Genomic DNA, 23,924 nt, shown 5'->3' on the forward strand with positions numbered 1-23,924 from the left:
TAAGCGGCTTACTGTTTTTTCGCCCAATTCAAGAAGCGTTGTTGTGTTTCTTTGTCCGCTTGTTGGAACCAGTATTGCAACTGTTGCTCCGCCACATTTTCACCTTGTACGGTCACTTTGCCTTTTTGTGCTTTGCCCACATTTGCCATGCCCATCGCAACCGGCATACTGGCGGTAGCAAATCCGGCAACGGCAGCTTTTGCACCACTGCTGTTATAGGCAGATAAATCATCGGCTAAATTTCTACCCGGGAAAAAACCTTCTTGGGCAAGTGCCTCTTGCTGACTGTCAATTGTCTGACCGTTACTGCTGACTTTAATCACCGGATTTTTAGCAAACTTCTCTGCCCCGTTTTCATCGCCGATACTGTCTGCATTGATCATAATATTACCGCTGCCGGCATTAAATTTAACGACAATAGGAGAAGATTCAAATAAACGACGGTCAGAGCCGGAGCGGATAATTTCGCTGACCTGTACCACCACTTGGTGAACCTCATTATCGGAAACAGTGACATTTTTATTTTGCTTTAATAAACCGCCACTGGCTTTTTGTCCGTCAATCGCCAACAGTGTCAGGTTAGATGAAGTACTAATTTCAGCCGCTACCGCACTTAAACCGGTCAACACCGCAGCCGCACCAATCACTAAACGAGTTAATTTCATTTTACTTCCTCAATCATCAGAAAAATCAGTCAACATCGCAGCAAGTGCCGGATGCCTCACAAAAACCAAATAGTTTTGCCTATCCTAAGCGAAAACATTATAAAATAAAATAGTCAGTTATGATTTTTATCTAAATTCGAGAGGCAAGTATGATTATTCAACAACAATTTAATGTTTATGGCGTTGTACAAGGTGTCGGCTTTCGTTATTTTACTTGGCGTAAAGCCACAGAATTAGGCGTAAACGGCACGGTACGCAATCTGTCCGACGGCAGTGTTCTGGTGATTGCGAGCGGCGATGAAAACCAAGTGACCGCACTTTATGATTGGTTGCAGCAAGGGCCACGCTCGGCACAGGTTGAAAAAGTGTTGGTCGAAGCCTATCAAGGCGACAAACGGTTCGATAGCTTTGCCATCAGCTGATAGACTGTTTGAAATCAGTAGTCTCCAAGCTGATTTTTTGCCGTCGATTGCGCCATGCCCCAAGCAGCAACGCTAGGATGAAGCAGCCGGATTGCATTAGCACAATGGTTGGACCGGTGGCTGAATCCAGATGGTAGCTGAGGATCACCCCGAACAAAGTGGAGAAAATCGACACGCCGATCGCAATCCACAGCATGGTTTGAAAACGTTTGCTCAAACAAAATGCGGTGATCCCCGGCGCAATCAACAGTGCCACCACCAAAATCACCCCGACCACCTGCATTGCGCTGATGATGGTCAGCGCCAGTAGAATCAGCAGCAGATAATGCAAGGTTCTGACTGAAATTCCCACCACTTTTGCCTGTATCGGGTCAAAACAATACAGCAAAAAATCTTTGCGCTTGAAAAACACGATACAAAAACTGATCAGCGAAATCCATAATGTGGTACGGAACTCCTGCGCCGTCACGCCCAACAGATTACCAAATAAAATATGGGTCAAGTGTTGATCGGTTTCTACTTTCACAAATAAGATCAAGCCGAAAGCAAACATGCCGGAAAAGACGATTCCCATTACGGTATCTTCTTTTAAGCGACTGTTTTCTTTCAGATACCCGGTTGATAAAGCACAGAAAATACCCGCCACAAATGCCCCAATGGCCAGCGGTAAGCCCAAAATATACGCCAAGACAATCCCCGGTAGTACCGCATGAGAAATCGCATCACCCATCAACGACCAACCTTTTAATACCAAATAGCAGGAGAGTAAAGCACAAACAATCGATACCAAAAGTGCGGTGTACAACGCCTGCTGCATAAAAGCAAACGTAAACGGTTCATAAAACCAGTTAAAAATCGCTTCAAGCATGTGGCTTTCCTTGTGGCACTTTTTGACGACGCTGTTTCTGCTGCTGATATTTCTGCGTCAACAACCCATATTTTGGTGAAAACAAGAATGCGGCTAAAAACAGCAGTGTTTGTAAAAACACAATCACACCGCCGGTTGCACCGTCGAGAAAATAACTTAAATATGCGCCGACTGCACTGGTGCTAATGCCTAAGGTGATGGCAATCACCACCAGTCGTCCGAAACGATCTGTGAGCAAATAGGCAGTTGCGCCCGGAGTAATCACCATCGCAATCACCAAAATCGCCCCCACGGTTTGCAACGCTGCCACGACACAGGCGCTCAGCAAGGTAAAAAAGAGCACTTTTAAGCGAATCGGCGAAATACCAACCGATACCGCATGGCTTTCATCAAAAAACACTAACAATAGATCTTTCCAGAAAACCAGCAGGAACAGCACGCAAACCGCAATAATAATCCCGACTTGCAGCATATCTCTGTCATCAATGCCCAGCACGTTGCCTAAAATAATCGATTGCACGTCCACTGATGTCGGATTCAGCGAAATAATAAACAGCCCAAGCGCAAAAAATGTCGTAAATATAAAGCCGATGATCGCATCTTCGCGTAGTTTGGTGATTGACTTGACCCATAAAATCGCTAGTGCTGCCAGTAATCCGGAAATAAATGCCCCGATGGCATACGGCAATGCCAACGCATAGGCAATCGCCACGCCGGGCACGACCGCATGCGACAGGGCATCGCCGATCAGCGACCAGCCTTTCAACATTAAATAGGCGGATAAAAACGCACAAACCCCACCAACCAAGGCGCTGATCACTATCGCTTTGGTCATGTATTCGTAAGCAAAAGGTTCGAGTAACAGTTGCCACATAGCTTAGTGTTCCGCTTTATCTTGAGTTGGTGTTTGATCTTGGATTTGTTTTTGGGATTGTAGTTGCGCTTGCGGTGCGGTCGGCGGCAATTCTGAGCCTTTTTCGCCATAGAAAATCACCGGGCGTTCATCATCCGTCAACACCGTTAAAGTACGGTTGTCTTGGTCATCATGCAGCTCTTCTCCATCCAAAGTCAAATAGCGCAATACACCACCAAATGCCAATTTCAAATTCTTTTGCGTGAATGTGGTTTCAGTCGTACCGGCGGCAATCACAGTACGATTGATCATCACCACCTGATCGCAAAAGTGCGGTACACTGCCTAAATTATGGGTCGAAACCAAAATCAAATGCCCTTCACTACGCAGTTGCCCCAATAATGCCACAATCGCATTTTCGGTTTTGACGTCTACCCCGGTAAAAGGTTCGTCAAGCAAAATAATACGACTCTCTTGCGCCAACGCCCGGGCCAGAAACACCCGTTTTTTCTGTCCGCCGGACAGTTCACCGATTTGGCGATCTTTTAAGTGGGTGATATCCACCCGCGCCATCGCCTGTTCGACTTTTTGCTGGTCTTGCTGTGAGGCAATTCGCAAAAAATTCATATAGCCATAACGCCCTGTCATCACCACATCATACACCGAGATCGGAAACTGCCAGTCCACCTCTTCCGCCTGTGGCACATAAGCCACCAGATTCTGCTTTAAGGCTTTCTTGACCGGCAATCCATGAAGGGTAATTGTACCTTGCAGCGGTTTCACCAATCCCATCAAACTTTTAAACAGGGTTGATTTACCGCTGCCATTCACCCCGACCAAAGCACAAGTCGTGCCGCCATATAATGTGAAAGAGACATCGTAAAGTGCGGTATGTCCGTTGTTATAACGCACACCAACCTCCTTCACCTCTAACAACGGCGACAGTTCAGCATGACAGGTACTTTGCGGGGTTATCATTTATTCGAATCCTTTAACAATAGTTGAAACAGTGACTTGCAATAAATCCAGATAAGTTGGTACAGCACCATCGGCTTGTGACAATGAATCAACATACAACACGCCACCGTATTTTGCACCGGTTTCTTTCGCTACCTGTTTACTTGGACGATCCGACACCGTACTTTCGCTAAAAACAACCGGGATTTTATTGGCTCTCACTTGATCAATCACCGCTCTCACTTGCTGTGGCGAACCTTGTTGTTCAGCATTGATCGGCCATAGATACAGTTCTTTAAAAGCATAATCCTTCGCCAAATAGCTGAACGCCCCTTCTGAGGTGACCAACCAGCGCTGTTCTACCGGAATTTGTGCAATTTTCTCTCGCAGCGGCGCATCTAAGGCTTTGATTTTTTGAGCATAAGCGGCGGCATTTCGATTATACACCTCAGTATTTTTCGGATCATATTTTACCAATGCTTTGCGAACATTTTCCACATACAGCAACGCATTGTTCGGCGACATCCAAGCGTGCGGATTCGGTGCGCCCTGATAAGCCCCTTCGCTGATCGCAATCGGTTCAATCCCTTCCGTCACCAATACCGCTGGTTTGTCCTGCATATTTTCAAAAAAGCGCTCAAACCAACGCTCCAGATTCATGCCGTTCCATAGCAGTAAATCGGCCTCTTGTGCTTTAATCACATCTTTCGGTGTCACTTGATAATCATGAATTTCGGCTCCGGGTTTGGTCACCGACTCCACTATCGCCGCATCACCGGCAACATTTTGTGCAATATCCTGAATCACGGTAAAGGTGGTCAGCACTTTAAACGGTTTTTCAGCCGCCACAGCGGAAAAGCTTATCATCCCGCCGAACACTAGCGCGGAAACTACACTTTTTAATGCTATTTTCATTTTATTTCTCCCTGTTTGATAAACGTTTTTAGGCAAACTATTTTGCCTGCCCTAAACTATATCAACTTTACTTATGAGAATCATTTGCATTTAAGATATTTACACAATTTTGTCGGATAACACTACAAACATTTTGCCGGCTTCGGCAACCCTGCTAACTTAGTTGCTTGTTTTGCCGGCCCGTCGGGAAACAAGCGCTGCAAATAGCGACTGTTGCCTTTGTCTGCTCCCAGTTTATCTGCCATTGCCTTGACCAACATGCGGATCGCTGGCGAAGTTTTATACTCTTGGTAAAATGCGCGCACAAAATGAATCACTTCCCAGTGTGCCTCACTCAGCTCGATTTGCTCCTTTTGCGCCAGCCATTCTGCAACCATGGGACTCCACTGTGCACTGTCAAGCAAATAGCCGTCTTTATCCCGTTTAATCTGTTCGTCGTAAATATCCATTCATTTTCTCCGGATACAATTATGCCCCTATTCAGGGGCATAAGAAACAAATCAATCTAATTGTCTAGATCTTTGAAAACAGGCGGATATATCATCCGCCTTAGATTGCTGACAAAGGTTAAAATACACGATTAATATTGTAAAAGTGGGGGCGGATTATATATCCGCCCGAACCGCACTTTACATTTTTCCTTTATTAATTAAGTATTTATGCTGCACTTCGCAAACGGGCGGATGCAATCCGCCCCTACTTTGCCGCATCAAATATCTTTGTCAATAATCTGTGGCGGATTATATATCCGCCTCATTTTTTAAATTAATGATTAATCACGCGAAGCGCCAATCAAACTCAGCAGGCTGATAAACAAGTTATACAACGAGACATAAATGCCGATGGTGGCGCGGATATAGTTGGTTTCGCCGCCGTGTACGATATTGCTGGTTTCATACAAAATCGCTCCGGTTGAAAACACCACGAATAAGGCACTGATGGCTAAATGCAATCCTGGAATTTGCAGGAAGATATTGGCGATGACACCGACAACCAGCACGATAAACAGCGCAAACATCATGCCGCTCAGGAATGACATGTCTTTTTTAGTGGTCAACACATAAGCCGAACAGGCAAAGAACACCGCTGCAGTGCCGCCTAATGCCAGCACAACCACGTCGCCCATCCCTGCACCAACATACATATTTAGGATCGGTCCGATGGTATAACCTAAAAAGCCGGTGAAGGCGAAAGCAGAAAGAATACCCAGTGGGCTATCCGCCAATTTATGGGTCAAAAACAGCAAACCGTAAAAGCCGACCAGTAACACAATCAACCCCGGATACGGCAAGTTCATTGCCATGGAAATATAAGCCACCACCGCAGAAAAAGTAACGGTGAGCGCTAATAAAAAGTAGGTGTTGCGTAATACTTTATTGGTTGCCAATACCGATTGTTCGGAACGACGTACATCGGTCACAAGACGTTGTTGCATTGCGTTTCTCCCTTAAGAATACAGAGCAAAATAGTGGTAAATAAATTGTTAAAACACCCTAACCATAAGGGCTATAGCAAAAAAAGTCAAATCTAAATTCAGTTGTTTTCCTCAAACCAAATCAAGCTTGCCATCCGTCCGGTCACACCGTCGCGCCGATAGGAAAAAAACCGCTCTTTTTGGCTGAACGTACAACATTCACCACCATAAATAAGGTGAATTCCGCATTTTTTCAAGCGCTGACGTGCCAATAGATACAGATCGGCAAAATATTTGTCAGGCATCGTCAAATCCGCTTCGAATGCCAATGCCGCTTGTGGATCGTGCTGGATAAATGCCGACCGCACCTCGCCACCGACTCGAAATGCCGATTGACTGATCGCCGGTGCCAGCCACACCACGATTTGCGACGGCTTGGCATGAAACTGTGCCACGGTGTTTTCTAAAATGCCATCACACAAGCCGCGCCAACCGGCATGTGCTGCAGCCACTTCGTTGCCGTCTTCTGTCGCAAACAACACCGGCAAACAATCGGCTGTCATCACAAGGCAAACCTGCCCCGTTTGATCGGTATATACCGCATCAGCCTCAAGTGCGGTTGCCGTGGTCGGTAAACGTAATACGGTGGTGCTGTGGGTTTGATTTAAATACAACGGCAGTTGCGGCAGTTGTGCTTTTTCAAGCAACAAAGTGCGGTTTGCTGCGACCGCACTTGGATTGTCACCGACATGTGCGCCCAAATTGAAACTGGCATAGGGCGCAACACTCACACCTCCGCTACGTAAGGTAGAGAGTGCGTGAACATTATTCGCTAACTTCCAGTTGGGTTTAAGAAATTCCATTAATAATCCAGTTCGTCTTTGTGCAGTTCATAATCCTGTTTCAGCGCATCCACCAGCTCCACAAAATCCTCCGGTAACGGGGCGTGCCATTCCATCACCTCACCGCTAATCGGGTGTTCTAAACGTAACATCACTGCATGCAGCGCTTGACGCTGAAAATGACGCAATACCGTTAAAAATTCCTCGCTCGCCCCTTTTGGCGGACGCGGGCGCCCCCCGTACACCTGATCACCCAACAACGGATGGGCAATATGCGCCATATGCACCCGAATCTGATGGGTGCGCCCGGTTTCCAAGCGTAACCGCAGACGGGTGTAATTACGGAAACGTTCCATTATCCGATAATGGGTCACCGCCGGTTTGCCCATCGGGTGCACCGCCATATGGGTGCGTTTGGTCGGATGGCGTGACATCGGCTGATTAATCGTACCGCCCTTGGTCATAATGCCGTATGCCACCGCCTCATATTCGCGGGTAATCCGACGTTTTTGCAACGCATACACCAAACGGGTTTGCGCCGGAATGGTTTTCGCCACCACCATCAAGCCGGTGGTATCTTTGTCCAATCGGTGCACAATGCCGGCACGCGGCACTTCTGCAATTTGCGGATAATGATGCAACAGCGCATTCAACACCGTGCCATCCGGATTGCCAGCCCCCGGATGTACCACAAAATCTTTCGGCTTGTTGATCACCAAAATATCATCGTCTTCATACACAATATTGAGCGCAATCGGTTGGGCAACGAAACGGTTTTCCTCTTCGATTTCCACTTCAATCAAAATCACTTCATCGCCATATACTTTTTCACGCGGTTTGTTCACTACCGCACCGTTCACCTGCACCAAATCCTGCTCAATCCACGTTTTAATCCGTGAACGAGAATAGTCGGGAAAGCATTCCGCCAAGGCTTGATCCAAACGCTGACCGAGTTGATGTAACTGAATTTGTGCCGTTAATTGTAATTGTTTCGTCATAAATAAAAATAAAATCCACTGAATTCTAGTTTGCTTATTTGCCAAGGATGGTTAAAATACAAGGCGTAACAAGATAATAACGTTCATTGTAACTGAAGTTTACCGTGAAGTAACCAAACATTCGTTGACGCGTGTTGCCAGCCGACCGCACTTTTTGCAAAAACCTCTTTAGGATTGTTATTTATGTATAAATTAAAATCGCTTGCCTTACTGTTGCTGACCGCCTTAAGCGTTGCCGCCTGCTCCTCCGATAAAAAAGAAGTCGAAACTGCGTCGGTGGAAGAACTTTATAGCAAAGCCAATACGTATCTTTTAGATGAAAACTATGCAGAAGCCATTCGTTATCTGGATGCCGTAGACAGCCGTTATCCGTTTGGCGCCTATGCCGAACAAGCACAATTGGGATTAATTTACGCCAACTATAAAGATTCTGAATACACCTTGGCACTGGCAAACGCCGAACGTTTTTTGCGCTTGCACAGCAACAGCCAACATTTAGATTTCGTGTTGTATCTGGCAGGATTGATCAATACTGAGTTGGGCGATCACTTCTTACAAAAGGCATTTGGCACCGACCGTGCCTCGCGTGATCCGCTAACCTTAACCAATGCGCTGCACAACTTTGAAACGTTGCAACAACATTTCCCGAACAGCCAATATGCTGCCGATTCCGCCGTACGCGCCAACTATCTACGTAATGCACTGGCTCGCCACGAACAACAAGTGGCCGAATTTTATTTCAAACGGCATGCTTATGTTGCCACAGTAAACCGTGTACTAGGCTTGTTGGATACCTATCCTGATACACAAGCGACCCATGAGGCGCTGCCATTATTGAAAAAATCCTATCAGGCGATGAAACTCAACGAACCTGCTGCTAAAATCGCCGAATTAATCAAACAAGGCGAAAACAAAACCTTCGCTGAAATCCCGGTTCCTGAAGGTGATGTGAATTTAGTCGTTCCCAATGTGCTGTCACCAACCGCCCAGTAACCGCTCGATTTAATAAAAAAACACCTTAACGTTATTCGATGTTAAGGTGTTTTTTATTGTAGCTCAATCATGCTTTTCGTTCTATTTTCATTGTTCCTGCCAATCACTACCTACATGTTCCCGGATAATTAATGCCTCTTTTCTGCACTTTTTTATACACATTTTGATCTCAAGTCGATTTTGAGTGTTTATTGTGAAAAGCAAAACACGATCTAAATCAAGAAAACCTTAAATAAGCATCACAAATACTTCTTTTATAAATAAGATCCTTTTATGATACGTCTGTTAAAACGAATTAACAGCTATTTTACTTATTACTCAACTCACTCGATACGATCAACACAATCTATAAAAAGGAATTTGAATTATGTACTGTATTCAATGCGAACAAACCATGAAAACCCCTGTCGGTAACGGCTGCAGCTACTCGCAAGGGATGTGCGGCAAAACGGCTGAAACCTCCGATTTGCAAGATTTATTAATAGCGGCGTTATACAGCCTGTCTACTTGGGCGATTAAAGCACGCGAATTGGCGATTATCGACAATGAGATCGATGCGTTCACCGCTCAGGCCTTTTTCTCCACCTTGACCAACGTCAATTTTGACTCCAAACGCATTGTGGAATATGCCCAACAAGCGCAAACCTATCGCGATCAACTGATCCAACGCTGCCGTGCGGTCAATCCAAGCACCGACAGCGATCACCCGTTGGCACATTTGAAATTGAACGGCAGTGAGATTGCCGCCCTGACCGCACAAGCGGAAGACTTCGCCTTGAATAAAGACATCAATGAGATCAGCGAAGAAGTACACGGCTTGAGAATGCTCTGTCTTTACGGTTTGAAAGGTGCAGCGGCCTATATGGAACACGCCCATGTTTTAGGCCAATTCGATAACCAGATTTATCTGGAATTCCACCAATATATGTCTTGGCTGGGCACCAATCCGACCGACATCGATACTTTACTGAAAAATTCACTGGGCATCGGCATGATGAATTTTGGCGTGATGGGCTTATTGGACAAAGGCGAAACCGCCGCCTTCGGCAATCCGACGCCATCCAGTGTCAATGTTAAACCGATTGCCGGCAAATGTATCCTGATTTCCGGTCATGATTTGAAAGATCTGAAAGCGCTACTGGAACAAACCGAAGGCACAGGGATTAACGTGTATACCCACGGCGAAATGCTGCCGGCGCACGGTTATCCGGAACTGAAAAAATACAGCCATTTAGTCGGCAACTACGGCGGAGGCTGGCAGAACCAACAACGGGAATTTGCCAAATTCCCGGGGCCGGTGATCATGACCTCCAACTGTATCATCGATCCGAATGTCGGCAACTATGCCGATCGCATCTACACCCGCAGCATCGTCGGCTGGCCGGGCGTGAAACACTTGGATGATCGCGATTTCAGCCAAGTGATCGAACAGGCGCAACAAATGGCGGGCTTCCCATACAGCGAAATCGAACACAACATCACCGTCGGTTTCGGTCGCCAAACCCTGCTGGATGCTTCTGATGCGGTAATTAACTTGGTTGCCGAGAAAAAATTACGCCATGTGTTCTTGGTCGGCGGTTGCGACGGTAGCGTGGGCGAACGCAGCTACTACACCGAATTTGCGCGTAGCGTACCGGAAGATTGCGTAGTATTGACCCTAGGTTGCGGTAAATACCGCTTCAACAAACTGGAATTCGGCACATTGGAAGGCGGTTTGCCGCGCTTGTTAGATGTCGGTCAATGTAACGATGCTTACTCCGCAATCATGTTGGCCGTCAACTTGGCGGAAAAACTGGGCTGTGGCGTTAACGATCTGCCGTTGACATTGGTGTTGTCTTGGTTCGAGCAAAAAGCAATTGTGATTTTGCTGACCTTGTTGGCATTGGGTGTGAAAGATATCTACACCGGCCCGACCGCACCGGCATTTTTGAACAACAATTTATTGGCGATTCTGAATGAAAAATTCGGCCTGCGCGGCTTGACCACCCCACAACAAGACATGCAACAAGCGTTAGCACGCTAATGATTGCATGATGTCATACCAAGTGCGGTCGGCTCTTATCTGGTGACCGCACTTTGTTTTGTTTAGGATTTTCAACTATGTCAAACCCAAATGCTTTCTGTATCAATGAAATGATGGTCAACAACATCGTGCAAGAAACCGACGATGTTTACACCCTCGAACTGATCGCACAAGATTTTTATCCCTACGAACCGGGGCAATATGCGCTGGTCAGTATTAAAAATACCCCAGATATTGCCCGTGCCTACACCCTCTCCTCTACGCCCGGTTTAAGCCGTTATGTCACCTTAACCGTGCGCCGGATTGAAAACGGAGTTGGCTCAACCTGGCTGACACAAGATGTCAAGGTCGGCGATACGCTGTGGCTGTCTGATCCTAAGGGAGATTTCACCTGTTCCAAAATCGTCAGCGACAATTATCTGTTGGTTGCCGGTGGTTGCGGCATCACACCGATTATGTCGATGGTGCGTTGGTTATGCGTCAATCGTCCACAAGCCAATTTAACGGTGTTCTACAGCGTGCATTCGCCGAAAGACGTGATTTTCAAACGCGAATGGGAACAACTGAAGGCGCAATATCCGCACTTGAGGCTATACATGAACTCCTCGCAAGGCGCCAGCGAAGGCTTTTATGCCGGACGGATTTCGCAACAAATGCTGCAAGAACTGGTGCCGCATATTGCCGACTGCACCGTGTTAACCTGCGGCCCGGAAAGCTATATGCAGCATATTCGTGACATCACCGAGCAGCTAGGCGTACCGAAAGAGCGGTTTTTCCTTGAACAGTTCCACTCCTCAACCGAAGTGTGTATGACCGACAACAGTAAGCAAGTCGGCTTGACGGTTTACGGTATCATCGGCGAACAAACCGTTTCCGTACCGTTCGGCATTTCATTGCTGAGTGCGCTGGAAGAAAATAATATTCCGGTGATTGCCGCCTGCCGCACCGGCATCTGCGGTTCGTGCAAAACCAAAGTGCTGCAAGGCGAATACGAAACCAGCACCACCGGCCCACTGACACCGCAAGAAATCGAACAGGGCTATGTGCTGGCATGCCGCTGCCAAATCAAAGGCAATATGCAGGTCGAGCCGGTGATTTAATCCTTTGCAAGCAACCAAAGTGCGGTACAAGCCGCACTTTAGATTATTGACAAAGGTCATGGATAAGTCAGCGTAGCGTAGGGGCGGATTATATATCCGCCCGTTTGCGAAGTGCGATATAAGCACTTAATCAATAAAGGAAAAATGCAAAGTGCGGTTCAGGCCGATATATAATCGGCCCCTATACTTCCTCATTTAAATCAAATAATTACACCAACAACCCAAGCAAAAACAACAGCGAAATCCCCATTTCAATCAGCCCGATTTGCTTTGGATTGAGCCTTTTACGCGGCATCAGCCACAAGGGTACAATCATCGCTCTGAGCAAAGCCGGTACAAAGCAAAGTGCGGTTCGCAAGTCAAAATAGCCTATCACCAACACGCATAATAGATGAAAAATAATCGAGGCTTGCAAGTAGCGCGGATCTTTACGCTCGCGCAGAATGCTTTTAACATACAGCATGGTGCCGACAAAAAATAGACAGGGATAGAGGAAAACCAACATAATTTGGCGATCAAAAGTGCGGTCGGCAAAGTAATATGCCGCCATACCGGCAATGCCAAAAATCGCAATCGCCGCCAAGTCATTGCCCAACGCACGTTCATCTTTCTGTTTAACGTAATAAATCGCCAACCCACCAAACGGCAGCATCGCCAATAAAAAATACAGCAGTTGCCAGTTATGCCACAATGCCGGAAGAGAAAATAAAAGTGCGGTCAGTCCGTAACCGATTGCCCAAGTGCGGTTTTGCGTCAAATTCCGTCCTTTGAACAGATTAAAAAACGGATAGGTAAACAGATATAGACAAGCCCACGCCAGCAATAAAAACGCGTGCTGCCAGATGACATTCGGTGATGACAACATCCCGTATAAAAACGGTAATAATGCCATCACGATTGCACCGTGTTGGTTGGAAATCAGCAGTTTCATTTTGCGCCGGCTTTTGCTTTTTTCTGTTTTAACGAAGCCAAAAATGTCGCCAAAATCGGACCGGAGATATTATGCCAGAAACTGAAGACCGCACTTGGCACCGCCGCCAGCGGGTTAAAGTGTGCATTAGCCAACGCCGCCCCTAAGCCTGAATTTTGCATGCCGACTTCAATCGAAATCGCCTTGCTGTCATAAGTGCTCAGATTGAATAATTTTGCGGTGAAAAAACCGATCAAGTAGCCTAAACCGTTATGTAGCACCACGATACCGAAAATAATCAAGCCTGATTCAACGATTTTATCTTTGCTGACCGCCACCACAGCCGACAGAATCAACACAATCGCCACCACTGAAAGCAGCGGCATACTTTGGCTCAACTGCGCCATTTGTTTTTTGAACAACGCACGCACCACCAAACCCAAGAAAATCGGGAACAGCACCATTTTTAACACCGAGACAAACATGGCAGCGGCATTGATATCCAGCCACTGGCTTGCCAAAATATAGAAAACCGCAGGGGTTAAAATCGGTGCCAGCAACGTCGAAATGGTCGTGCAAGCCACTGAAAGTGCGGTATTGCCGCGTGCTAAATAGGTCATCACATTGGACGAAGTGCCACCCGGACACGAACCGACCAAAATCACGCCAATCGCCAAATCCGTCGGCAAAGCAAAGCCTTTTGCCAAACCGAAAGCAATCGCCGGCATAATCACAAACTGGCTGACCACACCGATCAATACCGATTTCGGATGTTTAAACACTTCGCCGAAATCATTGAAAGTCAACGTGATACCCATGCCAAACATCACGATGCCGAGCAAATACGGAATATAACTGACAAAAGGCGAAAAATAAGCCGGAAATTGAAAGGCTAAAAAGGCAAACAGTAAAACCCAAAGCGCAAAGGTTTTGCTGACAAAATGGTTAATCTTGAGTAAGGTCTGCATGGGAAAATCTCTTGCAATGGTAAAGGATTGACCATAACAAAACTTTTAGGTGATTTCAATTCTCACTAAGGGGCATTTTTGCAAATGCTTTTACGCACGGCTAAGCGCCAGAATCATTTCATACCATGCTACACTGCCGTGCTTGAATGCTGACGGTTTAAGATAGCGATAACCGAATTTTTCATAAAAACGGATATACTCTGCTTTGCACATCAGATAAATCGCCTGTTTTTGTCGGCGCCGCATCAGCTGGATAAACTGCTGCATTAAGCGCACGGAATAGCCACGCCCCTGATAATGCGGGTCGACCACCACCGACATAATCACCACATTCGGTGCGGCGGGGTCATGTCCGATTAGTTGTTTAAATTGTTCATCGGACATCACCACGTCTTCGGCACACCCGCTATTGATAAAACCAATAATCCGATTCTCGATTTCCATCAGCAGAAAACCATCGGGATATTGTGCTATCCGTAATGCAATCTTTTCACGACTTGCCGCTTCATCTGAGGCATAAGCAGTTGATTCGATTTCAAAACAACGATCAATATCCGCCATTGTCGCCTGTCTGAATGTCAGCACAGTGCCCTCCTCCAAGTTCGTTTGCAACTGAGTTTATTTACCGATACAAAACGAACTGAAAATATTGCTTAACAAATCATCGGACGTGAACTGCCCAGTGATTTCGCTTAATGCATCCTGCACCATACGCAACTCTTCCGCCAGCAGTTCGCCGGCGTGGAATTGGGTCAGTTGGATATGTCCGCTTTGCAAGTGTTCGCTGGCGACTTGCAGTGCTTCCAAGTGGCGACGGCGGGCAAGAAAACCGCCTTCGGTCACCGTTTGATAACCCATCGACTGTTTCAGGTGATCACGAAGCAACTCAATACCGCCCTTGGTTTTGGCTGACAAACGGATAGTGGTGTAGCCGTCATGCTGCTCAATTCCTTCCGTTTCGCGGCTCAAATCGGCTTTATTGCGGATCACCGTGATCGGCATCGAGGTCGGCAGCCGTTCGATAAATTCCGCCCAGATTTTGTGCGGGTTCAGCTCCTGCGTGGTGGTGCTGTCGATCATCAGCAACACATGATCCGCCTGTTCGATCTCCATCCAAGCGCGATCAATACCGATGCGTTCCACTTCATCGGTCGCTTCACGCAAACCAGCGGTATCAATAATATGCAACGGCATGCCATCGATATGAATATGTTCACGCAATACATCACGGGTTGTGCCGGCAATATCGGTGACAATCGCGGCTTCCCGTCCGGCAAGGGCATTCAGCAAACTGGATTTACCGGCATTCGGACGTCCGGCAATCACCACTTTCATACCTTCACGCAATAGCGATCCCTGTTTTGCCTCGGACTGCACTTTGGCCAGCTGCTGAATAATGTCATTCAAGCGTTTTTCGATAATACCGTCCGCCAGAAAATCGATCTCTTCATCGGGAAAATCAATCGAGGCTTCCACATAAGTCCGCAGATAAATCACTGCATCAACCAATTGATTGACTTTGTTAGAAAATTCCCCTTGCAGTGATTTCAATGCCGAGCGTGCCGCCTGTTCCGAACTGGCATCGATCAAATCGGCAATCGCTTCCGCCTGTGCCAGATCCAGTTTATCGTTTAAAAATGCCTGTTCGGAAAATTCGCCGGGACGGGCGATGCGAATGCCGTCCAGCTGCAAAATCCGTTTTAGCAGTAAGTCCAGCACCACTTGTCCGCCGTGTCCTTGCAGCTCAAGCACATCTTCACCGGTAAACGAATGCGGGGCTTTAAAATACAGGGCAATGCCTTGATCTAAAATCGTGCCGTCACTGTCTTTAAACGGCAGGTAGTCGGCAATGCGCGGTTTCGGGCATTTGCCTAACACCGCTTCGGCAACGGCAACCGCACTTGGTCCCGAGATACGCAAAATCCCGATTCCGCCACGGCCGGGTGCCGTGGCTTGGGCGACAATGGTCTCTTTATTCATAAATATTCCCAGCTGCAAAATAGAACAAACCGCACTTTAACTTAAAGTGCGGTTTCACTATCGTAAAGGCGTATGCAATACGCCGCTACATTATCGAATCAACATTACTTCTTACCGCGAGAATGCAACCCTTTTTTCTCCAAACCACGATAGATTAACTGCTGTTGGATAATCGTGATCACGTTGGAAACCAACCAGTACAACACCAAGCCGGCCGGGAACCACAGGAAGAAGATGGTGAACACTACCGGCATGAAGGTCATAATTTTTTGTTGGGTTGGGTCAGCAACCGGCGTCGGCGACATTTTTTGCAACAAGAACATCGAACCGCCCATCAGCAATGGTAAAATATAGTACGGATCTTGTGCCGATAAGTCTTGAATCCAGCCGAAGAATGGCGCATGGCGCAGCTCGACCGCTTCCATAAAGGTCCAGTATAATGCGATGAAAATCGGCATTTGTAACAGAATCGGTAAACAGCCGCCAAGCGGGTTCACTTTTTCCTCTTTATACATTTTCATCATTTCTTGGCTCATGCGTTGTTTGTCTTCGCCAAAACGCTCGCGCAGCTCCTGCATTCTTGGTTGCAGCATCCGCATTTTTGCCATTGAGGTATATTGCGCTTTGGTCAGCGGATATAAAATCGCTTTCACCACAATGGTAACACCGATAATCGCCAAGCCCCAGTTAGAGACAATACTTTGAATGAATTGCAGTAATTTAAACAATGGTTTGGCAATAAACCACGCCCAACCATAATCCACAGTTAAGTCCAAGTGCGGTGCCACGGTTTCCATTTGGTTTTGTAATTTCGGACCGGTCCACAATTTGCTGTTGATGGTTTGGCTGCTGCCGTCGGCAATCACGGTGGTCGGGGCACGGAAACCAATGAACGCAAACTGTTGGTTGGTGCTGCTGTATAAATGGTTTTCAGCATTCTGATCCGGAATCCAAGCGGTCACAAAATAGTGTTGCAGCAATGCCACCCAGCCCGGTTTGGTATTAATTGACAAATTGGCTTTTTGCATATCTTCAAAACTGTATTTTTTATAGTTAGTCTCAGAAGAAGAATACGCTCCGCCGGTATAAGTCGGCATCGCCAAGTTGGTAGAGTGATCAACCAAAGTATGTTTGATTTGTGCATACGGCTGCAATTCGATCGCTTGTCCGCTGTGGTTGGTGATTTGATAATCCACCTCTACCGCATAACTACCCCGGCTTAAAGTGAACGTTTTAATCACTTGCACGCCGTCTTTTTCCAGCGTCAACGGGATTTTGATTTGATCTTGTCCGTCTTCCAGTTTAAAACTATCGCCGCTGATTTGATATTGGGCGCGGGCAGCTGGAGTATCAATACCATTTTTGCCGATCAAACCGCTTTGTGCCACATAAACTAAGTTGTTGTCGTTTTGCATCAACGAAAATGGCGTGGTTGAATTCAATGTCGCATCATATTTCAATAAATTTGAATCCACAATATCGCCACCTAAGGTGTCGATTTTCAGGCTCAGCACATCACTTTCAACGCTAATCACTCGTCCTGTGGTTTGATTATCAACATTGGTGACTGCTGTGCTGGATGATGTTGGGGTATCGCTGCCGTTATTGACTACTGTTGTTTCTTGTGTAGCGGCCGGCTTTGGCAACACATAATCAATCTGCCATTGCTGATACACCAAAAAAGAAATAAACAGTAAAGCGATAACTAATAAACTGCGTTTTGAATTCATTGTTTTTCTCTGTATGGTTAGTGTTCGTGGTTATGGTGGTTTTGCCCAGAGCCTTTCGGCGGAACAGGATCATCGCCACCTGCACTCAAAGGGTGACATTTTAATACACGTTTCAGCGTAAGCCAACCACCTTTTAACGCGCCGTGCGTTTGAATGGCTTCTAGTCCATATTGTGAGCAAGTCGGATTGAAACGACAGCGTGGTCCGAGCATCGGACTGATGATTAAACGATAGCCTTTAATTAAAAAAATTAAGCCTTTTGCGCCAAACGACGGTGACGTTGCCATAATTTATCCAAAATTTCGGTCAAAGTGCGGTTATCCAGTTCACCAATCCCCTTTCTTGCGACAATCACAAAATCCATCGCAGGAAGCTGGTGTTGATTCAAACGGAAATATTCTCGACATAAACGTTTAATTCGGTTACGTTCGTGAGCACGTTTTAAATATTTTTTAGCCACAGTCAAGCCTAGACGAGGGCTATCCAGTTGATTGGCTCGGGCGAGAATGGTGATCTCAGGGCGACTTGCGCGGACAGGTTGCTGGAAAACAAATTTGAATTGTTCGGGAGTCAGCAAGCGTGACTCCCGAGGAAACTTGTGCTTAATCACACTAAGTGCGGTCGGTTAGGCAGCGTCAATTAAGCTGACAGGCGCTTACGACCTTTGGCACGGCGACGTGCTAAAACTTGACGGCCGTTTTTGGTCGCCATACGGGCGCGGAAACCGTGAGTACGGCTACGCTTTAATACTGATGGTTGAAATGTACGTTTCATAACTAAATCTCTACTTATTATTTAACAAAAATGTCTCAAGGGTACTTCAGGTATCCTTTGCTTCTAAAAAGCGCCTCCACAAGAAAGATTTTATGGCTACCCAAAAATAAGGAACAGAATTTTAATCGCAAACGACGGACAAGTCAATTTCAGATTCACAAAAAGGGGCAATTTATTTACCCTCTCATCAGAGAAGCTGTCCGGCTATCACTTAGGCTTGTTTATCGGGGAGAAATAACTGATAATCACGAACACTATCTCTAGCTGAGGATTGTTTTATGACAAAGCTTGCCGCAACACTGTTGACACTCTCCTGCTTGCCTGTTTCCTCTTGGGCTGCCGTCTGGAATCAAACAACCTTAGATCAAGCCGCTGAACAGACGTTAACACAGCTCGATCTGTTTTTGGATGAGAATCCAAAATCTTTATTGTATTCTGAATTCTCTCAGGAACAGCTTCAACAATTGCGCGCGGCGACAGATACCAACAACTCAGCTCAAAATCTAAATTTTCAGAATCTGAAAAATAAAAATCAACTGGTTTCAACCCTGTATAACATTGCCGATAAAAATTTTTATGGCGATCGTTTAGTGCCGTATCTGTATCTATATAACCAATATTTTCCGTCTGCCGAGAATCAATATAAGCTGTACAGCATGATCACCGACTATGATCAACGTAATATCGAGTTTACTTTTCCCGCTTTTCAACGTTATGTTTCACAGCACACCAACGTCGATGATGTGCAACAATACTGGCAGCGTTTCGTCGATTCATACGGCTTTAAGCTGAACAAAGCTAATGTGCAAAACAACTTAGACATCCCGCTGGTTTGCTTGAACTTTTCCCAAATCGTGAACCCCGAACCGCTACAAAACTGGAAACAATTTCTTCATGTCAGCCCGAACAACAACGTTCAATGGCAGTATCAAGGCGAAAATATCTGTTTCCAAGGAGAATGGCAAACCGAGTACGCCCTGCAAATTGATCCCAAATTACAAAGTGAATATCGCTTGGGGCTAACCAATCCAACCGAGCAAGATCGGCTGATACATCTGAATGTTACTACCGGCAACCGTACCCCGATGCTGCGGTTTGCCAATAAAGGCAAAGTGTTGAATGCTTATAGCGAGCGTAATCTCAACTTGGAATCTGCCAATGTGGATAAAATCCATTTGCAGCTGTGGCAAATTCCTGCGAATAATCTGGCGAATTATCCGGTGCGTGACCTTATCGCTTCCAATGCCTATTGGTGGCGTATCGATTCAACCTTGAATGAGAACGCTCGGTTACTGTTCGAAGGGCATTTTCAGCCCAAAGCCAAGCCGCAAAATCAAACCAGCAACAGCAATATCTTTTTTGACGATTTAGTACAAGAGATGAAGCCTGGCGTGTATGTATTGAAAGCCAGTGTGGACAATAACAATGATGAAAATGCCGATTTGATTACCTTTACCTTAAGCAACAACGGCTTTACCGCCTATAAAACCTCACAAGGATTATGGGTCGAAGTGCGCGATCTGGAAAGCAAAAAACCCGTTTCGGGACAAGCTGTCAGCTTATATGCCAAAGATAACGATATTCTGGCAACGGTCAAAACCGACCGCAACGGAATCGCCTTTTTCGAGCAAGCACATATTAGCGGTGAACGCGGCGCAACCCCAAGCCATATCATCAGCCTTGAGCAAAACCGCATGGGCTATTTGGATTTGCTGAGCGACAGCATTGATCTGTCCGACAAAGGGCTGTCCGGCGAGTTGGCAAGCCCGCTCATGCAAAGTTGGGTTTGGTTTGATCGTGGTGTTTACCGTCCGAATGACACCACCAATGCGATGTTTTTGTTCAAGACCCCTGACGGAAAGCCGTTCTCCGGCACTTCAATTTGGGCAACCCTAGTTCGCCCTGACGGTAAAATCTTCTCCGTGAATGAACTGAAACCACACAACAATGGCGCTTACTATTTCAGCCACTATTTTCCGTCAATTGCCCGGTTAGGCAACTGGAAGCTGCAATTGTCTCTGGCAAATGACGGCAAAGGCTATCTCACCGAGCACAACATTAATCTGGCGGCGATTTTGCCACAGCAAATCAGTGTAAAAACCCTCAGCCAAACCCCGGTATTACACAGTGGCGAAACCGCACTTTTTGATATTAAAGCTGACTGGCTGTACGGCTCGCCGGCAAGTGAGCTATCAAGTAATGTCAACTGGCTGATTCAAAGCAGTGATGAGAGCAATCCGCAATGGCAAGCCTGGAAAAACTGGCAAATCGGCCTATTTGATGAACAAAGCAAAGCCAGCTCGCAGCAAAATACGTTGCCTGCAACCGATAAGCAAGGCATCAGCCAATTTGCGTTACCACTGACCAACCTGCCGCACAGCAGCAAACCATTGCAACTGAAATTGCAAAGTGCGGTCACCGAACCGAGCGGACAAGAGGTGATCGACACCCTGACAGTGAATATTCAACGTAACGAGCCTTATCTGGCATTGACCGTGCAAGACAAAACCGCACAAGCGGCACTGATCGACGAACAAGGACAAGTGTTAAGCGGCAAACTGGATTGGAAACTGTATCAAGTCAACTACAGCTGGTATTGGTATCGTAACGATTCCGGTTGGGATTACAAAGTCAATGAAAGCCGCTACTTAACCGCCCAAGGCAGTATCAACGCCGAAGCCAAACAACCGAGTTCGATTTCGTTGCCGATCAACGACGGCAGTTGGGTGCTGGAAGTACAAGGCGCCAGCCCACTGACTGCCGCTTCGGTGCCGATTGAATACGGCAATTGGTCACAGCCGAATATCAATAATGCACCGGACACCATTTCTATCAGCAGTGACAAAGAGCGCTACCAAGACGGTGAACGGGTAAAAGTGCGGTTGCGAGCGCCGTTTGACGGCCCGGCCAGTGTTAAATTGGCGACACGGGAAATTGTCGATAACTACCAAGTGAATTTTAGCAATGGCGAAGCCGAACTGGATTTCAAATGGCAGGACGAATGGGCGCAAGGTTTATGGTTGTTGGCCAACGGTTGGAATCAAGCACCAAACGACAAACAAAACCTGCGAGCCGTCGGTTTACACTGGTTAGGCAGCGATCTGCAACAGGTCAATTTAAATTTACAAATTGACAGTCCGGCAGAGACTTTACCTAATCAAAAAATAAGCCTGCCACTACAGTTGGACAAACCGAGTAAAAACACTTGGCTGCAAGTGGCGGTGGTCGATGAAGGGCTGTATCAACTTGCCAAAGCCAGTTTCGACAATCCGCAAGAAGCGTTTTGGGGCAAAAAACAGATTAATCTGGAGATGTTCGATGTTTGGGGCAGTCTGATTAAACAGCTCAAAGCGCGACAAGCGGCAATCCGCAGTGGTGCCGGCACTGATGATTCGCTTGAACTCGGTACTGTCGCTCTCCCGGATTTGGATATTGATTTGTTGACCTATTGGTCAAATCCGATTTTGCTTGACGATCAAGGTAAGGCACAAGTCGAGTTGGAGCTACCACAATTTAACGGCAAAGTGCGGATTATGGCAGTGGCATGGAATCCGCAACAAATCGGTTCTACTGAAAAAACCATGCTTGTCAAAGAGCCGTTGGTGACGCAGCTTAATACACCGCTGTTTTTGTCGGCAGGTGATCAAACCGAGATGAAAGTGCGGTTGCATAATACGACAGACAAAATCATGCAACTGAATGTAGAGATGAGCGCCAATGCGCTGGTCAAATTTGAGGACAACAAGCAAACTCAAGTCATTCAATTACAGCCACAACAAGCAATCACGCTTGACCGCACTTTTAAGGTTGAACAGCCTGGTAAAGCCGAATTCAAGTTACAAATCAGTGGCGACATTCAGAAACAGTGGCAACGTTTTGCCGACATTCGCAAGCCGGCATTGCCGTTTAATCAAATCAGCTTAAACCAGTTAGCCGCTGGCAGCACATGGCAATCTCCGGCCTTGGCGCAAGGTAGCACGGTCACCAATAACCTCGTGTTATCTAACCGTGCACCGTTCGATCCGCAAGACGTCATCAGCTATCTGAACACCTATCCCTACGGCTGCGTCGAGCAAACCGCCAGCGCCTCGTGGAACAATCTGTTGTTAAACCAACTGATTCCGGGTTATCAACTGCCAAGTGCGGATTATCCGGATCAAGCACAACGACAAAACAACCTGAATAATGCGATTTTACGTCTGGCAAATCAGCAGGCATACGATGGTGGCTTCTCCTTGTGGGGCGGCGATCAGTCTGATGTCTGGCTGTCGGCTTTTGTCGGTGAGTTCTTACTCGACAATAAACTACAAAATCCGCTGTTCCAGCAGCATAGCACGTTGAACCGCACTTTGGCTTATTTATACCAAGCCGTCAATAATGCGGATTATGCCCGCTTACAGCCAACCATCGCTGACACCAGCGGCTACGCCTATGCTTTATATGTGCTGGCAAAAGCTGGTGAGCCCGTTCAAGGCGCCCTGTTAAAAGCCTTACCGGTGGTCGCAAAGCAGAGTGAAATCTACCCTGCCCGTTTGTTTATTTTAAACGCACTACTACTGCAAGGCGAAGTCGGCAAGGTGGCTGAACAGATGGCGTTGATCGCCAAAGCACCGCAGGCGATCAGCTTTGGTTATGCCAATTACGGCGCTCAACTACGCGATTATGCCATTGAAATGGTGTTGCTTTACGAATTAAAAAATCAAGTCGAGAAGCTAAAAATCGCCGAGGCAAAACTGGTGGAAAATATTGATAGCGCAGTCAATGTGGTTTGGGGCGCACTGTTGAATGAGTTGAAATCGACCGACTATTTTAGCACTCAATCCGCACACTGGCTGGCAAGGTTAGCCACCTTATTACCGCAAAGCAGCGCCGAACTGGAATTGGAAGTGAACGGCAACAAACTGCAAGTGAATGGTTTGGAAACCCTCACATTAAATAATGAAGCGGTGCAAGTGCGAAATCTGGGCACAAACCCAGCCTTTATCAGCCTGAATCAATGGATCACGCCAACAGTCGCCGAGCAAATTGAAAACGGTTATCAGATTGAAATAACTTTCCGTGATCTGCAAGGTAGAGCGTTGGATCCGGCGGCTTTGAGCTTAAACGAACTGGTGGTTATCGAGTTTGAATTGAGCAAAACAGAAACCGCACCACAAACCAATGCAGATATGATGTTGGTTTATTCATTGCCGGCTGGTTTCAGCATTCAGGAAAATATGTCGCTGCCGATATTTGAACAGGATGACTCCAGCTTGCAGGCCGAGTTCAGCGAAAATCGAGATGATCGCCATTTGGTTGCCTTCAATTTCGCTCAGAATCAAACTTCAGCCACACACCGTATCGTAGTGCGTGCAGCCAAGAGCGGTGATTGGACAGCACCGGCAACCACATTGGAGAATATGTATCAGCCGCAATACCGTGCGGTGTTACCATCGGCTGAAATTCGTATAAAATAGTAGATAAACATCGACAGCCTCTAAACTGCCACGCCTTAAAACCTCGTAAGGCGTGG

General features: G+C 46.7%; 22 protein-coding genes. 5 read left to right on the forward strand and 17 right to left on the reverse strand.

Going from position 1 to position 23,924, the window contains the following annotated elements:
• Positions 1-8 precede the first annotated feature (8 nt).
• Positions 9-665, reverse strand: coding sequence for a curli polymerization inhibitor CsgI-related protein (locus tag EDC16_RS00555; protein WP_132964324.1), 657 nt, complete (start codon positions 663-665; stop codon positions 9-11).
• A gap of 152 nt (positions 666-817) precedes the next feature.
• On the opposite strand from EDC16_RS00555, the gene EDC16_RS00560 reads away from it, so the two are divergent.
• Positions 818-1,087: an acylphosphatase gene (locus EDC16_RS00560; RefSeq protein ID WP_132964767.1), complete on the forward strand. Its 270-nt coding sequence runs from the start codon at positions 818-820 to the stop codon at positions 1,085-1,087.
• Here EDC16_RS00560 and EDC16_RS00565 read toward each other — a convergent pair.
• The 8 genes from EDC16_RS00565 to rluD form a co-directional block, all read right to left on the reverse strand.
• Entirely contained in the window at positions 1,080-1,943 is an 864-nt protein-coding gene (locus EDC16_RS00565) for a metal ABC transporter permease (protein ID WP_269778484.1), read from the reverse strand. The genes EDC16_RS00560 and EDC16_RS00565 overlap by 8 nt on opposite strands.
• A gap of 4 nt (positions 1,944-1,947) precedes the next feature.
• Positions 1,948-2,829, reverse strand: coding sequence for a metal ABC transporter permease (locus EDC16_RS00570; protein WP_132964328.1), 882 nt, complete (start codon positions 2,827-2,829; stop codon positions 1,948-1,950).
• A gap of 3 nt (positions 2,830-2,832) precedes the next feature.
• Positions 2,833-3,786, reverse strand: coding sequence for an ATP-binding cassette domain-containing protein (locus EDC16_RS00575; RefSeq protein ID WP_132964330.1), 954 nt, complete (start codon positions 3,784-3,786; stop codon positions 2,833-2,835).
• On the reverse strand, positions 3,787-4,632 hold the full coding sequence (locus EDC16_RS00580) for a metal ABC transporter substrate-binding protein (protein WP_416069073.1): 846 nt from the start codon (positions 4,630-4,632) through the stop codon (positions 3,787-3,789). It abuts the gene before it with no gap.
• Positions 4,633-4,802: 170 nt separating this feature from the next.
• Positions 4,803-5,129, reverse strand: a complete 327-nt coding sequence (locus tag EDC16_RS00585) for a TusE/DsrC/DsvC family sulfur relay protein (RefSeq protein WP_132964334.1) — start codon at positions 5,127-5,129, stop codon at positions 4,803-4,805.
• Positions 5,130-5,452: 323 nt separating this feature from the next.
• Positions 5,453-6,115, reverse strand: a complete 663-nt coding sequence (locus EDC16_RS00590; protein ID WP_132964336.1) for a Bax inhibitor-1 family protein — start codon at positions 6,113-6,115, stop codon at positions 5,453-5,455.
• A 98-nt stretch (positions 6,116-6,213) separates the two neighbouring features.
• Positions 6,214-6,957 carry a peptidoglycan editing factor PgeF gene (gene pgeF, locus EDC16_RS00595; RefSeq protein ID WP_132964338.1) on the reverse strand — a complete coding sequence of 248 codons (744 nt, stop codon included), beginning with the start codon at positions 6,955-6,957 and terminating at the stop codon, positions 6,214-6,216.
• The gene (gene rluD / locus EDC16_RS00600; RefSeq protein ID WP_132964340.1) at positions 6,957-7,934 is read right to left on the reverse strand and encodes a 23S rRNA pseudouridine(1911/1915/1917) synthase RluD; all 978 of its coding nucleotides are present in this window, start codon (positions 7,932-7,934) and stop codon (positions 6,957-6,959) included. Before rluD ends, pgeF begins: the two co-directional genes overlap by 1 nt.
• A gap of 183 nt (positions 7,935-8,117) precedes the next feature.
• Here rluD and EDC16_RS00605 point away from each other — a divergent pair, with 183 nt between their 5' ends.
• The 3 genes from EDC16_RS00605 to hcr all read left to right on the forward strand — a co-directional run bounded on the left by EDC16_RS00605 (position 8,118) and on the right by hcr (position 12,050).
• Complete coding sequence (locus EDC16_RS00605) at positions 8,118-8,927, forward strand: outer membrane protein assembly factor BamD (protein ID WP_132964342.1); 810 nt, start codon at positions 8,118-8,120, stop codon at positions 8,925-8,927.
• 367 nt (positions 8,928-9,294) lie between these two features.
• Positions 9,295-10,950, forward strand: a complete 1,656-nt coding sequence (hcp, locus tag EDC16_RS00610) for a hydroxylamine reductase (RefSeq protein WP_132964344.1) — start codon at positions 9,295-9,297, stop codon at positions 10,948-10,950.
• Positions 10,951-11,027: 77 nt separating this feature from the next.
• Positions 11,028-12,050: an NADH oxidoreductase gene (hcr, locus tag EDC16_RS00615; protein ID WP_132964346.1), complete on the forward strand. Its 1,023-nt coding sequence runs from the start codon at positions 11,028-11,030 to the stop codon at positions 12,048-12,050.
• Between the two features lie 208 nt (positions 12,051-12,258).
• Here the strand turns inward: hcr and EDC16_RS00620 are convergent, their stop codons facing one another.
• The 8 genes from EDC16_RS00620 to rpmH all read right to left on the reverse strand — a co-directional run bounded on the left by EDC16_RS00620 (position 12,259) and on the right by rpmH (position 18,412).
• A complete protein-coding gene (locus EDC16_RS00620; protein WP_132964348.1) occupies positions 12,259-12,981 on the reverse strand; it encodes a YwiC-like family protein in 723 nt (240 codons plus the stop codon).
• Entirely contained in the window at positions 12,978-13,928 is a 951-nt protein-coding gene (locus tag EDC16_RS00625) for a bile acid:sodium symporter family protein (protein WP_132964350.1), read from the reverse strand. The genes EDC16_RS00620 and EDC16_RS00625 overlap by 4 nt, the downstream gene beginning before the upstream one ends.
• 90 nt (positions 13,929-14,018) lie before the next feature.
• The gene (locus tag EDC16_RS00630) at positions 14,019-14,513 is read right to left on the reverse strand and encodes a GNAT family N-acetyltransferase (RefSeq protein ID WP_198362734.1); all 495 of its coding nucleotides are present in this window, start codon (positions 14,511-14,513) and stop codon (positions 14,019-14,021) included.
• A 33-nt stretch (positions 14,514-14,546) separates the two neighbouring features.
• On the reverse strand, positions 14,547-15,908 hold the full coding sequence (mnmE, locus tag EDC16_RS00635) for a tRNA uridine-5-carboxymethylaminomethyl(34) synthesis GTPase MnmE (RefSeq protein ID WP_132964352.1): 1,362 nt from the start codon (positions 15,906-15,908) through the stop codon (positions 14,547-14,549).
• A 104-nt stretch (positions 15,909-16,012) separates the two neighbouring features.
• Positions 16,013-17,638: a membrane protein insertase YidC gene (yidC, locus tag EDC16_RS00640; protein WP_132964354.1), complete on the reverse strand. Its 1,626-nt coding sequence runs from the start codon at positions 17,636-17,638 to the stop codon at positions 16,013-16,015.
• A 17-nt stretch (positions 17,639-17,655) separates the two neighbouring features.
• Complete coding sequence (gene yidD, locus EDC16_RS00645) at positions 17,656-17,925, reverse strand: membrane protein insertion efficiency factor YidD (protein ID WP_132964356.1); 270 nt, start codon at positions 17,923-17,925, stop codon at positions 17,656-17,658.
• Complete coding sequence (gene rnpA / locus EDC16_RS00650) at positions 17,889-18,248, reverse strand: ribonuclease P protein component (protein WP_132964357.1); 360 nt, start codon at positions 18,246-18,248, stop codon at positions 17,889-17,891. Before rnpA ends, yidD begins: the two co-directional genes overlap by 37 nt.
• A 29-nt stretch (positions 18,249-18,277) precedes the next feature.
• Positions 18,278-18,412 carry a 50S ribosomal protein L34 gene (rpmH, locus tag EDC16_RS00655; RefSeq protein WP_084255372.1) on the reverse strand — a complete coding sequence of 45 codons (135 nt, stop codon included), beginning with the start codon at positions 18,410-18,412 and terminating at the stop codon, positions 18,278-18,280.
• A 278-nt stretch (positions 18,413-18,690) separates the two neighbouring features.
• On the opposite strand from rpmH, the gene EDC16_RS00660 reads away from it, so the two are divergent.
• Complete coding sequence (locus EDC16_RS00660; RefSeq protein ID WP_132964359.1) at positions 18,691-23,868, forward strand: alpha-2-macroglobulin family protein; 5,178 nt, start codon at positions 18,691-18,693, stop codon at positions 23,866-23,868.
• The last annotated feature ends 56 nt before the right edge of the window (positions 23,869-23,924 follow it).

The organism is Testudinibacter aquarius (assembly GCF_004342725.1).
GTDB lineage: Bacteria > Pseudomonadota > Gammaproteobacteria > Enterobacterales > Pasteurellaceae > Chelonobacter > Chelonobacter aquarius.